Annotated in this window: 14 protein-coding genes; 8 read left to right on the forward strand and 6 right to left on the reverse strand. The window is 53.3% G+C overall.

Translation table 11 applies throughout. The annotated features are described in order from the left end of the window. Window positions 1-159: 159 nt before the first annotated feature. Both LIO64_RS06070 and LIO64_RS06075 read right to left on the reverse strand, forming a co-directional pair. The gene (locus tag LIO64_RS06070) at window positions 160-540 is read right to left on the reverse strand and encodes a hypothetical protein (RefSeq protein WP_290548545.1); all 381 of its coding nucleotides are present in this window, start codon (window positions 538-540) and stop codon (window positions 160-162) included. 8 nt (window positions 541-548) lie between these two features. Next, window positions 549-905 (reverse strand): hypothetical protein, encoded by a 357-nt coding sequence (locus LIO64_RS06075; RefSeq protein WP_290548546.1) that lies wholly within the window; start codon window positions 903-905, stop codon window positions 549-551. Between the two features lie 545 nt (window positions 906-1450). Between LIO64_RS06075 and LIO64_RS06080 the strand changes: the two genes are divergently transcribed. From LIO64_RS06080 to LIO64_RS06090, 3 genes are all read left to right on the forward strand, one after another. Beyond that, the gene (locus LIO64_RS06080) at window positions 1451-3316 is read left to right on the forward strand and encodes an SLC13 family permease (RefSeq protein WP_290548547.1); all 1866 of its coding nucleotides are present in this window, start codon (window positions 1451-1453) and stop codon (window positions 3314-3316) included. A 123-nt stretch (window positions 3317-3439) separates the two neighbouring features. Continuing rightward, the gene (locus LIO64_RS06085) at window positions 3440-3676 is read left to right on the forward strand and encodes a hypothetical protein (protein ID WP_290548548.1); all 237 of its coding nucleotides are present in this window, start codon (window positions 3440-3442) and stop codon (window positions 3674-3676) included. An 87-nt stretch (window positions 3677-3763) separates the two neighbouring features. Then, a complete protein-coding gene (locus LIO64_RS06090; protein WP_290548549.1) occupies window positions 3764-4276 on the forward strand; it encodes a hypothetical protein in 513 nt (170 codons plus the stop codon). Between the two features lie 38 nt (window positions 4277-4314). Here the strand turns inward: LIO64_RS06090 and LIO64_RS06095 are convergent, their stop codons facing one another. Further along, entirely contained in the window at window positions 4315-5346 is a 1032-nt protein-coding gene (locus tag LIO64_RS06095) for a glycosyltransferase family 10 (protein ID WP_290548550.1), read from the reverse strand. A 421-nt stretch (window positions 5347-5767) separates the two neighbouring features. Beyond that, window positions 5768-6769, reverse strand: a complete 1002-nt coding sequence (locus LIO64_RS06100; protein ID WP_290548551.1) for a glycosyltransferase family 10 — start codon at window positions 6767-6769, stop codon at window positions 5768-5770. A gap of 455 nt (window positions 6770-7224) precedes the next feature. On the opposite strand from LIO64_RS06100, the gene LIO64_RS06105 reads away from it, so the two are divergent. Beyond that, a complete protein-coding gene (locus LIO64_RS06105; RefSeq protein ID WP_290548552.1) occupies window positions 7225-8307 on the forward strand; it encodes a glycosyltransferase family 8 protein in 1083 nt (360 codons plus the stop codon). A gap of 342 nt (window positions 8308-8649) precedes the next feature. Here LIO64_RS06105 and LIO64_RS06110 read toward each other — a convergent pair whose 3' ends face one another. Together LIO64_RS06110 and LIO64_RS06115 are read right to left on the reverse strand one after the other, a co-directional pair. Next, window positions 8650-9399 carry a hypothetical protein gene (locus tag LIO64_RS06110; protein ID WP_290548553.1) on the reverse strand — a complete coding sequence of 250 codons (750 nt, stop codon included), beginning with the start codon at window positions 9397-9399 and terminating at the stop codon, window positions 8650-8652. Window positions 9400-9458: 59 nt separating this feature from the next. After that, window positions 9459-10613, reverse strand: a complete 1155-nt coding sequence (locus tag LIO64_RS06115) for a glycosyltransferase (RefSeq protein ID WP_290548554.1) — start codon at window positions 10611-10613, stop codon at window positions 9459-9461. A 299-nt stretch (window positions 10614-10912) separates the two neighbouring features. Between LIO64_RS06115 and rfaD the strand changes: the two genes are divergently transcribed. Genes rfaD through LIO64_RS06135 form a run of 4 tightly spaced genes read left to right on the forward strand, consistent with a single transcriptional unit; the run spans window position 10913 to window position 14921 of the window. Next, window positions 10913-11899, forward strand: coding sequence for an ADP-glyceromanno-heptose 6-epimerase (rfaD, locus tag LIO64_RS06120; protein ID WP_290548555.1), 987 nt, complete (start codon window positions 10913-10915; stop codon window positions 11897-11899). A 20-nt stretch (window positions 11900-11919) separates the two neighbouring features. Continuing rightward, window positions 11920-12894: a glycosyltransferase family 9 protein gene (locus LIO64_RS06125; protein WP_290548556.1), complete on the forward strand. Its 975-nt coding sequence runs from the start codon at window positions 11920-11922 to the stop codon at window positions 12892-12894. Further along, entirely contained in the window at window positions 12891-13916 is a 1026-nt protein-coding gene (locus LIO64_RS06130) for a glycosyltransferase family 2 protein (protein ID WP_290548557.1), read from the forward strand. Before LIO64_RS06125 ends, LIO64_RS06130 begins: the two co-directional genes overlap by 4 nt. A 21-nt stretch (window positions 13917-13937) precedes the next feature. Further along, window positions 13938-14921, forward strand: a complete 984-nt coding sequence (locus tag LIO64_RS06135; protein ID WP_290548558.1) for a glycosyltransferase family 8 protein — start codon at window positions 13938-13940, stop codon at window positions 14919-14921. The last annotated feature ends 9 nt before the right edge of the window (window positions 14922-14930 follow it).

Here is a 14930-nt window from a genome sequence, read left to right on the forward strand (position 1 = left end):
TTCTTTGGCTTGCGGCTCTGTTGACGGCTCATCCACCGATTTTGATGAAGAGCCTGATTTTCTCGATTCCTTTTTTTCTCTTGATTCAGCCTTACGGATGCTCTCCTACCGATGTTGAAGAAGAGCCAGAAAACAATGTGGAAAGGAGTAAGGTTGTTTTCATGGCATTTGGAGGTAGACTTGGGCAGTGTCCAGTTGCCAAGCGCCGTCACTTAGGAAACCTAGTGCAGGAAGTAGGAGGATGCCTCCTGCCGCGTCCAGAATGCCAGTGGTGGATATGCTGTAGTTGATGGGCGCACTGGCGAAGCGGTTGCCCTTGATGGCGGTGATGGTATGAGTTTTTCCCTTGGAGAGAAGAGTGGTGGCTTGTCCGTGCCCAACGTAGGCATTGTCAACATAGATGGCCGCGTCTTTTTCAGATGCGGTGATGGAAACGGATTGTTTGCCCGAAACCATGAGGGAACAGGAGGAGGTGATAGAAGAGGCGACAGCCAATAATGAGGCTGTCGCCCGGAAGAGTAGTTTTTGTAGAGAGGTCATGAAAGGGTTTAGTCTTTTCTCATGATGGGATCACCTTCCGCGACGAAGGAAATCTGCCCATAGATGAAAGGTATGTAAAACCATTTTTCTTCAAGCGTGGCATTGGTGAGACCGACGCAGTTTGGACCGTTTTTTTCAATGGCGTTATCAATGGCTTCCTTGACGTTAGGGAAGCCCGTGGGGAAGAAAAGAACGATGTGTTTTTTGTCTTCCCCTTTGGAACGTACATTGTAGTTGGTGGTGTACCCGGCAGTATGTTTCAGGTCCATGTTTTTTGTGGAGGCGACTGTGAGATCAGCCAAACGGTTGGTGCATGATACGGCCAGGAGAGCGAAGCTAGCTAACAGCAAGTGTTTTATCTTCATATCTATACAGTCTGAAATGTTTCAGTTATGTATGCAATATGTTTTCGTAGGACGTATATATTATGTTTGTTATATCTTCATTTCTTATTTTTCTAACAAATAATGTATGTTTCCTGCAGAAGGTAGTGTTAAGCCTCCTCCCTGTCCCGAAGGCCACGGGGCGCAGCATCCCAGTAAAGTGACTGGACGCCGCATTCAGCAAAGAGGAGCAATATAAATGGAAACCAAGGGGAGGAAAATGGATAGAGTTCTATGAGCGAACTGGTAATGCAGGAATGACTTGCCTCCTCTGTGGAATAAGCCAAGCAATCTTGAGGAAATGGTTAAAACGTATCATAAATACAGTTGCTATCCATTATACCCTTTCTGTGATTCGTGATGTTCGCGGAAGGGAAAGGGGCAGTCTGCGTACGGCGCATGGGCCGTTTTCCTTTGCCGGATGAAGTCACGTTGCCATCACGGATGACTTGTTCGGCCTATCGACAAGGCAAACGGGAAATGTTAGAAAACCTCCTTTATTAATTTTTACCTCCGCCGTTCTTGACATGTTGACCACGCTGCTCATTCTGGGAGTATCCGCCGTTTTGTTTGTTCAGGGGAGAATCCGTTCGGATATTGTCGCGTTGTGTGCCCTGTTGTGCCTGATCGTGTTTGGGATTTTAAGCCCGGACCAGGCGCTTTCCGGTTTTTCCAATTCCATTGTGGTCATGATGGTGGGGCTTTTTGTAGTGGGGGGAGCCATTTTCCGGACGGGCCTGGCTAAAATGCTGGGCGGCAGGATCGTAAAGCTGGCCGGCAAGAGCGAACTGCGCCTGCTGGTGCTGACCATGCTTGTTACAGCCGGGATAGGAGCGTTTGTCAGCAATACGGGAACGGTGGCCCTGATGCTGCCCATCCTGGTGAGTCTGGCCGCGGACAATGGCATTCAGACCAGCCGCCTGCTCATGCCCATGGCGTTTGCCAGCAGCATGGGGGGCATGCTGACGCTGATTGGAACGCCCCCCAACCTGGTTATCAACAACCAGCTCCAGGAGGCCGGATTGGAGGAGCTGGGCTTTTTCTCGTTCACTCCTATCGGCCTTATTTGCATCGTGACGGGCGTTGTGGTACTGATCCCGCTCAGCAGGAAGTTTCTGGGCCATCATGAGGACAGGACGGAGCATGAGGCCAAGGGCAAGTCCCTCAGCCAGCTGATTGACGAGTACCAGATCATTAACAATCTTTACCGCCTCCGGGTGCTGGATGAGTCCCCGTTGACGGAGCATCCGCTGCAAGACCTCCATATTCCGGACCGTTACCATGTCAACATCGTGGAAGTGCGCCGCAGGCATTCCAACCGCCATTCCTTCCTGCAAACGGTCAGCCAGACCATGGCGGGGTCAGATACGCAGGTGGCGAGGGGAGACGTTATTTACGTGATGGGGGATTTCGATGATGTGGAACGTTTTGCCCGGGAATACGGCTCGGTGATGATTAACCGGAAAACGTCGGAAGATACGGATTCCATCCTGAAAAGCAAATTGAAGTTTGATGAAATAGGCATTGCGGAAATGCTGCTCATGCGCAACTCGGACCTCATTAACATGCCCGTGAAGTCTTCCGGCCTCCGCGCCAAATACGGGGTCAACATTCTGGCGATCCAGCGCGATAATCATTACATTTTCCACAATTTGAAGGATGTGAAGCTCCAGTATGGGGACACGCTCCTGATTCAGGGCACTTGGGCGGATATTGCGCGCCTGAGTGAAAAAACCTTTGAATGGGTCGTGGTGGGGCAGCCGCTGGCGGAGGCGTCCAAGGTAACCTTGACGCATAAGGCACCCCTGGCCGCCGGCATCATGCTGCTGATGATTGCGGCCATGGTGTTCAACTGGGTGCCTGCCGTGGCGGCCGTGCTGATTGCCGCCGTCCTCATGGTGCTGTGCGGCTGCCTGCGCAACGTGGAGGAGGCGTACCGGACGATCAACTGGGAAAGCATTGTGCTGATTGCCGCCATGCTGCCCATGTCCGTGGCGCTGGAGAAGACCGGCGCCTCGGAGGCCATTTCCCATGGGCTGGTGGCCGGGCTGGGGGGCTTCGGGCCGTTCGCCCTGATGGCGGGCGTTTATTTCACAGCCTCCCTCCTGACCATGTTTATCAGCAATACGGCCACGGCGGTGCTTCTGGCTCCCATCTCCCTGCAATCCGCAGTGAGCATGGGCATCAGCCCCTATCCGCTGCTGCTGGCGGTTTCCGTGGGCACGAGCATGTGCTTTGCTTCCCCCTTTTCCACGCCGCCGAACGCCCTGGTCATGCCGGCGGGCAAGTACACGTTTATGGATTACGTGAAGGTGGGCGTTCCCCTCCAGGTCATCATGGGGCTGGTCATGGTGTTGGCGATTCCATTGTTCTTCCCCTTCGGAAAGGCCTGACCGGAAAGCCCGTTCACAAAGGAACAAGGGTGCATGGCAGGGTAATTTCCGTGCATTACGAAAAAAAGAGAGACAAAGGGGGCGTGTGGGAGTAGAAGAAGGATATTTAAGAACCCCCATTTTATGATGAAGTATTTGCTTATTGTTCTGGCCGCGGCGTTTGTCATGCCTTCCATGGCGGGAGAAGACGCTCCCAAAAAAATGACTTCCGCAGAGAAAAAGGCCGCCCTCCTTGAAAAATATGATACCAACAAGGACGGCAAGCTGGATGCCGAAGAAAAGGCCAAGATGAAGGAAGACATGAAGAAGCAGAAAGAGGAGGAACGTGCCAAGAAGCATGCCTCCCGCAATGCTGATTAATGTTTTTGCCTTGTTTGATCATTTGTTTTCCGGACGGCTTGAATCAGTTTCAGGCCGGAGGGGAGTCATGCACCTGTTTTTAAAGAAATGAGATACGGGAATTGGACCAGATGGGCCGCTGCGGCCGTGCTTGCCACCCTGACTGCATGTACGGCGGAAGAGTGGGCGCAGTTTAACCGCGATATGGAGCAGAGCCAGCAGGCCGCCGCCAAGCGCCGGGTCAAATACCGCAAGGTCAGAGTCCAGTGCTCGGATTGGGACATGGCGGATACGGCTGCGGACTCCCTGTCATCCAAGGGCTTCCAGGTCATGTACCCCGGAGAGGACGGGTACGGGGCCGTGGCGACCGTCAGCAAGACGGCGCAGGAGCATGTGCTGATTCGCAACGGGAATTATTTTACCACCATTCCCGGCCCCAATACGCGGCCTGGTTATAAGACGAAAGTAACGGTGACCGTGCACGATTTGGCAGGGAAAAAACTGGGGGAATACCAGGGGGAAAGCGTTCCTTCCGAATCCTTCCACCGTTCGGAGGCAGCCCGGTCCGCCTGCCGAAAGGCGATAGGCAAAATGCCGTCCAGCAGTTCCATTTACTGGTAGGGGATGTTTTTGCCCGCACCCTGGAACCGGAGTCCGGCTTACGCTCCGGTTCCGGTCCTGCGTTTTTTGCGTGACCTGATTTTATAGGCCAGCGTGTCCGCCAGTTCCCGGAGGGCGTGGAGCGGGTTTTTCCGCAGAACGTGGCGTCCCTTCAGCGTGGCGCCGGGCCGGACGGCTCCCGTTCCCCGGTGATGATGGATAACATCCGCCGTCTGGGAGAACATGTTGTATTTTTCCAGAACCAGTCGTCTCGCCTCGCGGATGGCAGGCAGCCTTTTTTCGTATTCTCCGTCGTCCATGGCCTTGCGGATGATTTCAAAGGCTTTCTGCGGATCGTCCAGAGGGATGGGAATAAAACTTTCCGGCGGGAAGCATTCCGTCGCCAGCGGATCTCCGGCGTAAAAGGGAAGAGTCATGGCAACAAAGGCGTCAGACAGTTTTTCCGTCCAGTGATGGGGTTCCAGATGGTTTTCCACGCACAGATGGTATTTGTAGTCATCCATGGCGATGGTTTTGTTCTCTATCTCCTGAATGCCGTGCCCGAACCAGTCCAGTTCCGGCAGGCGGTCCGCCAGGTAGCGCGTGAGGTCATAGCGCATTTTATGCATGGTATGAGTATGCTGCTTGGCGGAGCAGATGGTGGAAAGCATCTTGGATTTGGGAAATTCCGTCTGATTCAGAATATCCTGCATGGGTTTGATGTACAGCCATTCCAGGCATCCCCGGCCCAGGATGTGGTTGGGGTGCGGCAGGTCCCGTGAAGAATGGGTGGTCAGAACGGCGCCGAACTGGCTGGTGTAGGCCCGGCTGTAAATTTTGATGGACGGGGGCTCCACCGTGATCAGGATGGTCTGGTCCGGAGGGCAGCGCAGGGGTTCCGTTTCATTCTTGATGGTGCCTATGGAATTTCTCGGGAATTCATCATACACCAGCACCCAGTCATAATCCGTCATGGCGGCGTCCGTACAGAACAGGCAGTCCCCCCATAGCAGGGAATCCGTTTTGTCCGGGGAGGCCTTGGTGGATTTTCTAATGACCTTGATGCGTATGGGGCGGGAAGAATCCTGCATGGGAGTAGAGACGTTGAAAAGACGTATGAGCTGGCAGCCGCTTTCCGGATAGTTTTATCCGGAGGCAAAGCGGAATACCGTTGTATGGCGCCAGTGTATGGGGCCTTCCTGCCTTGTCAATGTCAAAGGATTGGGTGTTGTCCCTGCCGGGGACTCCCTCGGTTGGACGCTGTTTTTTCCTTTCCCCGGCAAAAGCTGCTTCATGGTAACGGCACCCATGTTGCTGGAACCGTAGGGGAGGTGGCCGTCACAGGGCACCATGGTCCTCATCTTCCTTCCGCCGCTGTACGGCTTGATGAAAGATGATGCGGAGGGGGATCACGCGGCGCAGGCCGGTGATTTTCCCCCTCTACGTCCATTTAAGCCAATTTTCCGGCAAGCTCCGGCATGAGGCAGGATGTGGGGAGATCCGGAATTTTTGTTATTGGCGGCGCAGGCGGTTTTTTAGCCGCCGCCATGCCAGGCGCAGCCTGTGGCCTCGTTTTAAAAAACGCTGATAGTAGGAAATCCAGGTTCCGTCCCCCTTGCGGCGGGCTTCTTCCGGAGATTGGTCGAATATCCTGTAAAGCTTGGCCGTTTCCCGGGCCGTTTCTTCCAGAAAGCGGGCTTCCTGCTCCGGAGTTTTCCACGGGCGGGACATGATTTCACACCACAGGTCATCATCTTCATCCACCTTTTTTACGTAGGCCACGGCGTCATCCAGCGTGGGAAAGTCATGGCAGTTGATGAACGCTCCGGAATTGAATTCCAGGCCGATGTCCGGATTGCCCCAGTAAATGGGGATGGTGCCGGCAAGCATGCTGGTAACGATTTTTTCGCTGGTATAGCCGGGGTACCATGCGTTTTCAAAGGCGATGGAGAATTTGTACGGCTTTTTCATCCGGATGGAGGAGGTGTACCAGTCTTCCTCCTGGTGGCCGTCTCCGGGCGTATTATTGAGGTGGGGGCCCAGGGAATTGACGAATTGGCAGGCGGAGAGCTTGTGGAAGATGGCGTCCCGGTTGGGGTGGGATTTGCGATTGGAGTAAATGAAGTTGCAGAAAGCCGTTTTCGAGGCCAGAAGAGCCCGGACGTCCAGTCCTTCCTTGGTCCCGTGCACTTCCTGCAGATGGTGGCGCAGGAAAGGGAGTTTGACGGTGCGGTCGCTTCCGGGTACGGTATCCAGCCCGATGTAGTAGTCAAACAGCATGAAATCCGGGGCGATGGCTTCATGACAGCCGTACATGATAGTGATATGTCCCGGAGCCCGTTCCAGAAAGTCGTAAAATGCCTCCCTGTTGACGTAAAACCAGGGGGTGGCGACCAGGTAGTCAAAGTCGGAGTCGTCTTCCACCACGTGATACCGGTCTTTCAGGAGCTGATGGATGCCTTCCCTGCCGAAATCCGGGGTGGATTGTAAAAAGGAAATTTTAAGCGTTTTCATGGGAGGAGGCGGGATAGGGGAAAAACAAAGTGTATGGTGCGCCCTTTTCTTGTCAATGACAAAGGGCTCGGAGTTTGGAAGCGCTACAGAAGGGAAAAGAGAAATTTCAACATTGCGGAATATGTTGTTTTTCTATTGTTTCTTTGTCGTGCCGCTTTTTAATGACTGGATGGCCTTTTCTTTCCGGAAAGCCATTCCCCTTACTGTGAGAAAAGTTTTTCTATTATCTATTCTGGTAAAGCCATATCCAGGAGAATAGAGTCTGGGGTCATCTTCGGATTTAGTGATCAAGTAGTTCAAGAAAAAATCCATTTTAAGTTCTGCTTTGGCTTGATGAATGAAGCATATGGATGAGATTTGAAAAATGGGTGCGTATCTTTTGTTCCAATATCAATTAAGTTATTTACTTTCAAAAATTATCATTGACACTAAAGCCGTGTTTTAACATGATAAACATGTTAATGAGTATTCAATATCATATTCCGATTGTATTTTCTACGAACGAGTCTTGGGCTCCTTACGTTGGCGTAGCTGTTCATTCCTTGTGCAAAAAAATAAATCCGAATGATTGTTATGATATCTGGGTGATGCATGACGGGCTTTCTCCAGAGGTAATGGAGGAATTGGTGAAGGTAACGGAATGTTATGAGAATGTGGAACTGAATTTCCGAACATTGGAAAAACTTCAACAGGAAAAACTAAATAATAAGAATTTGCATGCTATCGCATATTCTTATTACCGATTATGGCTGGGGATGCTTTTTCCTGAATACGACCGAATGATTTATCTGGACGTAGATGTTCTTCTAAATGCTGACATTGCAGAATTGTATCGTACGGATCTTGGAAATGCGCTCATTGGGTCGGTAACAGATACCTCCATATTGAAGTCTTTGTCTTTAGGGGAGTCTGCGTTGAATCCCAATATACAGCTTCTTGAACAATTGGGAATCAAGGATATTCGTCAATATTTCAATAATGGAGTACTTGTTCTTGATTTAAAGAGAATCAGGGAAGAAAGAAGGGAGGATGTTTTAATGAAGCTGTTAAGCCGGGATACATTTTTCAATCATGACCAGGATATATTCAACATAGCCTTTTTCGGTTTCCGCAAGCATCTTCCTGTAGAATGGAATTTTCAATTTGAGCCGTATTTGAAAGATGAACCTGATACCGCAAGATGGAAAGGGACAGAATTTTCCGATGTTCCGACCATTCATAAAGAAAAATCATGGAAAATACTTCATTTAATAGAAAGCAAGCCCTGGGATGTGAATTCCAAAGCAGTTGCCAATGTCGTCCATGGTCTCCTTTGGTGGAAAACGGCGTTCAGCATGCCGAGTTTCCAGGCTCATTTGAAAGAAGTGTTTGATTTGTCTTTGAAAGCTGTGCGGAAAAATTTGAATCAGCATCAGTGGAAGATATTTTGCTCTTTTGGTCATGCGCGGACTAAAAGAAAACGAAGAATAAAAGCGCTGGAAGAATATTTAAGTATGCTGGAACAGCTGGCTGACGAAAATGGTATCCGAAAATATTAACGTAGATAGGATACTGGAATAGAGAATTCGCCATGGATTTTTCCAATTAAAGCTGCTTTGTTTTTCTATAGTGCTTTCCCAGACTCAATGTTATTCAGGTTTAATGATGTCTTGGCGGGAGCGTGCTTGAAGTTTGTATGAATAGTAAAATAGCTTTATTGCAGAACAGTTTTATTGTCCCGATCGTGCTCCCTTGATAGCTCCTGTATGATGATTGCAGCTTGTTAGGGAGTTTAAGCGTTACCGGATGTGAATATGTGGAAGGAAAGTTTTCCTATTCCATCATTGCATTCAAGATGCGAAGTTGTGTGGGAAGTATGGAAGATGATGATACGAAGGAGATCAGCTCATTTTCCTGAATAACCGTTGCCAACAAGTTGCTGCATTTTTCTGAGGTGCTGGATCCCCCTTGTCACGCCTGTCCTGGAAAGGAAAGGAGGAAAGCCTCCCCCAGTCTTCCGCATAGGTTTCCGCGCTGTCCAGAGTGGTAATGCCCCGCAGTTTGCACAAAATGGAGAAAATGCTCTGATCGTACCGGTTCTCCACAAATCCCGGCAGGTTGGGGGAGACGGAGCGGGAATTATCCACCAGATGCAGATGGTCGTAAAAGATATGGAGCCATTCCCGGATCAGGTTTTCCGTGAGCGGGTTCTTTTTCAGAAAGACGTGCCCCCCTGCAATTTGCTGGGTATGGGTGATATGGGTGTCTTTCCCGGAAATACCGAAGTGGTGGAAAATGTCTCCCTTGGTCCATTTGTATTCCGGCTGCCCGTTGGCGAAAACCAGCATGCCGCGGCTGTCCCGGTCCAGCATGTCCACGTATTCCCGGAAGCGGGCCGCTCCGTTGATATTGATATGGCATCCGGCATCCAGGTACAGAAGGCGGTCGCCTTCCTGCATCTGCCGCAGAACATGGTTGATCGCCCAGGGCTTCCAGGACCAGTAACCGAATCCCCGGCAGGACGGAGTCAGGTATTTCCCCATGCGGCTGGTGAATTCTGCGGAAAGGTCATGTTCCGTGAATAGAGTGATTTCATCAAAAAATCCCAGCGCTTGCGCCTGCCTGCCCAGCCGTTCCAGTGCGGCTGACATGCGGGAATCTGCGAATGAAAGAAAGCGGTTCATTGGTCCGGGAGGGAGGATACGGCAATTTACAGGGAAGGCGGCCGTGTGTCAAACGGCGTCTGGGGAGGTGCGTTTTTCGTTTGGGAACTGTCGGAAGGCGCCTGGGAAAAGTGGTGTGCAAGCATTCTCTTGCAGAAATAATAACGTCCTTTCTGCCCGGGAATCAGGGAAAATGCGGCCAGAAGGATACGGCCCCAGCCGCTGGCGGGCGTTTGAGCCGAATTCAGCAGTTCTACCAGCTGCCTGTCCCGGTCCAGCAGGACGGAAAGGAAACGCGCCCCTTCCGCTTTCTGGTAGAACAGGTGCCACCAGTCCAGAAGGGACTGTTGCTCAACGGCGGTCATCTGGTGGAAGAGAGGGCGCTTGGAGACAAAGAAAGGTCTGATTTTCCGTACCCCATAGGCAAACAGGCCTTCATTCTGCCAGCCGTGTTCCTTCCAGTAATCCACAACATACATCAGCCGCTGGAATTCCTGCACGCACTTGAAATAGGTGGAGGCATGGCAGTGGCGGGAAAGGGAGCCTCTCCGCATAAGGCGGTAGTAATACAGGCAATCCGGAATAAACAGAAGGCGGGAGGCGTGGGGAACGGCCATCAGCCGGAATGTCTCATCCTCCGCGCCGGATTTCAGGTTCACATTGAAGCGGAGGCCGTGGGCGTCCAGCATGCTTTTCCGGAACAGCTTGCTCCACACGCAGATGTCCATCTTTCCCCAGATGGAGTCCCGGAAGAAGCTGTCCGGTGAAGCGTCCTGCTCAAAATGCCAGGAAGGGGACCGCCTCTTGCCCTCAATCAGCTGGGCCGATGAGTCCGCAAAGACATGGTTGCCGCATTCCACAATGTCCGCATCATGTTCCAGGGCAGCGGAAAAAAGACGGGAGTACATTTCCGGATCCACATAGTCGTCCGGGTCTGCAAACCCGACGTAAAGTCCTCGCGCCGCATCCAGCCCCGCATTCCTTGCGGCGGAAACGCCCGCATTCTGCTGTTCCAGAAGAATGATTCTGGCATCCTTTTCCTTCCAGCGGAGCAGGTGGGCCCGGGTATCGTCCGTGGAGCCGTCATTGATGCAGATGATCTCAATATTCCGGAGAGTCTGCCGTACCAGGCTGTTCAGGCATTCGTCCACGTAAGCGGCTACATTGTAGCAGGGAACGATAATGGAAACGTGGGGAAGCATGAGAAGTTTTAATGATGTAATGGATTTACAATCCGCGGTCAATGATAAATTGAAAAAGTCAGTGAGTTAAAGGCTTGTCCATCGTCATGACGGGGAAAGAGGGATGCCCTCCGTGAGCGGGCGGGTGATGCGGAAAGGGCGTTTCCGGAATCTTCCGCAGAAGCCGGATACGGATTGGAGTACCCGAAGACCGAATTCGTTGAGAACAGGGCTGCCGGCAGCATCTCAAATGGCAGTTGCCTAGGGGCAGTGGAGTGTGATACAAAAAGCCGTACAACTTCTTCATTTATTCTTCTATTATGATTATTGTTACGGGTGGAGCCGGATTCATCGGCTCAAACATTGTCGCCGCCTTGGAAAAGGCGGGGAAAAAGGATCTTGTGGTGGTGGATGAGCTGGGCTCTTCCGATAAGTGGAAGAACATCGCCAAGAGGGAGCTGTGCGCCGTGGTCCCTCCGGAGGACATGCTTGACTACATGGAGGCTCATGCGGAGGAGATTGAGGCGGTCATTCACATGGGAGCTATTTCCGCTACTACGGAGACGGACGCCGATTTGATTATCCGGACGAATTTCACCCTGAGCTGGTATCTGTGGGAGTTCTGCGCCCTGTACGGCAAGCAGTTTATTTATGCCTCCTCCGCGGCTACGTACGGGGATGGCTCCATGGGGTTTGACGATGACGCTTCCCTGGAACATGTCAACGCGCTCCGTCCCCTGAACGCCTATGGATGGAGCAAGGCCCTGTTTGACCGCAAGGTGGCCCGGGAGGTGAAGGAAGGGCGTCCAACCCCTCCCCAGTACGCCGGACTCAAGTTTTTCAACGTGTACGGCCCCAATGAATACCACAAGGGAGGGCAGAAGAGCGTGGTGGCCCACATTTTCCCGCAGGTGAAGGTGAATGAAACGGTGAAGCTGTTCAAATCCTACCATCCCGACTACCGGGACGGCTGGCAGCTCCGGGATTTCGTGTGGGTGGGGGACTGCGTGAACGTGGTGCTCTGGCTGCTGGACCATCCGGAGGTGAGCGGCTTGTTCAACGTGGGGTCCGGCGAGGCGCGTTCCTTCTATGATCTGGCGAAGGCGGCGTTCAACGCGCTGGGGCTTCAGGAAAAGATCGCCTACCGGGAGATGCCGGAAGAGCTCAAGGGCAAGTACCAGTATTATACGCAGGCTGATCTTTCCAGATTGCGCGCCGCCGGGTATGCCGCTCCCATGACTTCCCTGGAGGAAGGCGTGCGCCAGTACGTGCAGAAGTATCTGGACAGGGAGGACAGCTACGTTTAACCTGCACCCTTTTCCCGCCCATGCCTGCCCAGCGTATTCTGATCATCAAGCACGGAGCCCTTGGCGACGTGGTGCTCGCCATGGGGACGATGAAGCGCCTCCGGGAGCTTCATCCGGAAGCCCATCTCACGCTGATGACCATGGGGATGTTTGTTCCCATGGCGGAGCAGCTGGGGGTATTTGACGATTTCATTGTGGACAACCGCCTTCCCTACCGGAAGCTGGGAGCCACCTGGGGAGCCATCCGTTCCATCGTGAAAGGGAATTTTGACGTAGTATACGATCTCCAGGAATCTTCCCGCACCAGAAAGCGTTATTATCCCGCCGTGCGTTTTCTGCTGGACCATGACATGGACTGGGTGGCCTGCAATTCCGGGGAACGGCGCAGGCTGCTGAAAAAGGGCGCTTTCCGCTTTGGCCGCGTGGAGAGGGAGAGGTTTCATTTGGAACGCGTTCTGACTGATCTTTCCTTCATGCATGGGGAAGGACTTCATTTTGACGAGCTTCCGGAACGCTACGTGATGATGATTCCCGGCTGTTCTCCCAACCATCCCTACAAGCGCTGGCCTGTGGAAAATTTCTGCGCCCTGGCCCGGCGTCTGGCGGAACGGGGCATTGCCTCCGTCGTGATCGGCACCCGGGCGGAGGCTACGGAAGTGGAGGCTATTGCCGCCAGCTCTCCCCTGGCTGTCAGCTTTTTGGGAAAATCCACACTGATGGATATTCCGCAGATGGCGCTGCGTTCCCTGGCTTGTGTGGGCAACGATACGGGGCCCACGCACATGTGCGCCTATACCGGGGTTCCGGTGGTCGCCATGTTCTGCCACCGGACGCGCAAGTCCGCCATTACGGCCCGCTGCATTTCCAACCTCATTTCCCCGGGAGCCATTGAAGAGATTACGGTGGACCAGGCATGGTCTGCGCTGGAACCCTTCCTGCCCCCGCAGGAAGAAACTGAATTTGCGGAAACAACCGGCACCCCCCAGACGCCATGACGGCTCCCGTGAAGATTTCCGTTTTGGTTCCGGTATACAATGTAGAGCCGTATCTGGCCCAGTGCCTGGAGAGCATTTGCGCGCAAACGCTCCGGGAACTGGAAGTGATTTGCGTGGACGACGCCTCCACGGACGGCTCCCTGGCCATTCTGCGGGAGTTTGCGGAGCGGGACCCGCGGATCAGGGTAATTCAGGCTCCTAGCAACGGAGGCCTTTCCCGTACCCGGAACTTGGCGATGAACCATGCGGAGGGAGAATACCTGATGCTGGTGGATTCCGACGACTGGCTGGAAACGGATTTGCTGGAGGAGATGTATGGCCGTGCGAAGGCGCTGGACGCCGATAAGCTGGTGTGCGGATTCCGGTATTATTACGAGTCCGACCCTGAACGGGAGGACCGGTTCCTGCCTGAGGACGTGGCAGCTCCGGACAAGGGCTGGATTCCCTGCACCCCGGAAACGATTGGGAAAATACATCACGGAGCGGGAGGCATGATGATCCGGCGTTCCATCGTAGAGGAATATGGAATCCGGTTCCCGGAGGGCGTCGCCTGTGAGGACCTGTATTTTCACTATGCCTCCTTTCCCTGGTGCAAAAGGGTCTGCGTCGTCAGCAGGGCGGCGTATGTTTACCGCAAGCGTTCCGGATCCATCACGAGCGGGTTTGCCTCCGGCAGTTCCCTTCAGTCGCTGGATTACCTGACAGTAGCCCGGCTGGTGCTGGAAGAGTGGAAACAGTCCGGTATTCTGGAGGAGTACAGGGAGGCGTTCCTGAAAATGCTGGTGATGGGTGTGCGGAATATCCGCAAGTACGCTCCCCATGCCGTCCAGAAGGAGGTCACCCGGAAGGTGTCCCAGATGCTCCGCAGAGAAAACCTGTACCGTCCCGGGGAAGGTAGTTCCAGCCTGTCCCTCCGGGAAGACAAATTGCTGAAAACCTGGCTGGCTGGAAAATCCGGCTTGGACTTTTCCTATTACTGGAAGAGAATGCGCAAGGCGGCCGCCCGCACGCTGCGCCGCTGACGACACCCGAACGATCGACCGATGAAAAAGAATGAATTTGCCGTCGTCCTGGCCAGCGACAACCGGGGCGTTTTGCCTTTAAGCGTTACCATTTTTTCCCTGCTGAATACTGCCGGACCGGAAACCTTTTACAAGATTTACGTGCTTTCCGACGGCATTGACGGGGAGAACCGGAACAGCCTTGAGCGGATGGCGTCCCGGTTTGAGTGCCGGCTGGAGTTCATTGACGTTTCCGGCATTCTGGAAGATCATGACTTCCCCCATACGGAACAGTGGCCCGTGCCCGCCTGGGGACGCGTGTTCATTCCGGAATTATTGAAGGAGGAGAAGGGCAACATTCTGTATCTGGACATTGACGTGCTGGTCTGCCGGGATTTGACGGAACTGTTCGGGACGGATATGTCCGGAAAGGCGGTGGGCGTGGTGTTTGAGAATTTTTCCAAGCCCGGTTCCCATTTCAACGAGCGTCTGGAAATGCCGCTGACCTGTACGGGATATTTCAATTCCGGCGTGCTGCTGATGAACGTGGACGTTTTCCGGGAAAAGAATCTGGTCACAGCGGTGCTGGATTATGCCTTCAGCCACCGGGACAGGCTGACCTGCCCGGACCAGGACGCGCTGAACGGCGCCCTGTGCGAGCTGACCGTGCCGCTGCATCCGCGCTGGAACTGGCATGACGGCCTGACGCGTCGCATCCTGAAGAATGACCCCAGGGAACGGTTCTGGCGCGGCGTTACTCCCCGCCAGGCGGTGGAGGCGGCTCTGGAACCGGGCATTCTGCATTACCAGGGGGTGCACAAGCCCTGGCGGTATAATTGGCGCTATGAAGGGGAACGCTATGAACGCGCCATGCGTGAAGCCGACTTGCTGCATGGCCCGCTGCCCGGAAGAACTCTCCCGGCCATCTTGAAAAAACACCTTTACAAGCCTGTTTACCGGATGACCAGAAATAAAATTCTCAAGCTGCAAAAGCAGTTTGAGAAAGAGGATGGCCAGTGTTCCTAATGCCGGATG

This window comes from Akkermansia sp., assembly GCF_020860705.1.
GTDB lineage: Bacteria > Verrucomicrobiota > Verrucomicrobiia > Verrucomicrobiales > Akkermansiaceae > Akkermansia.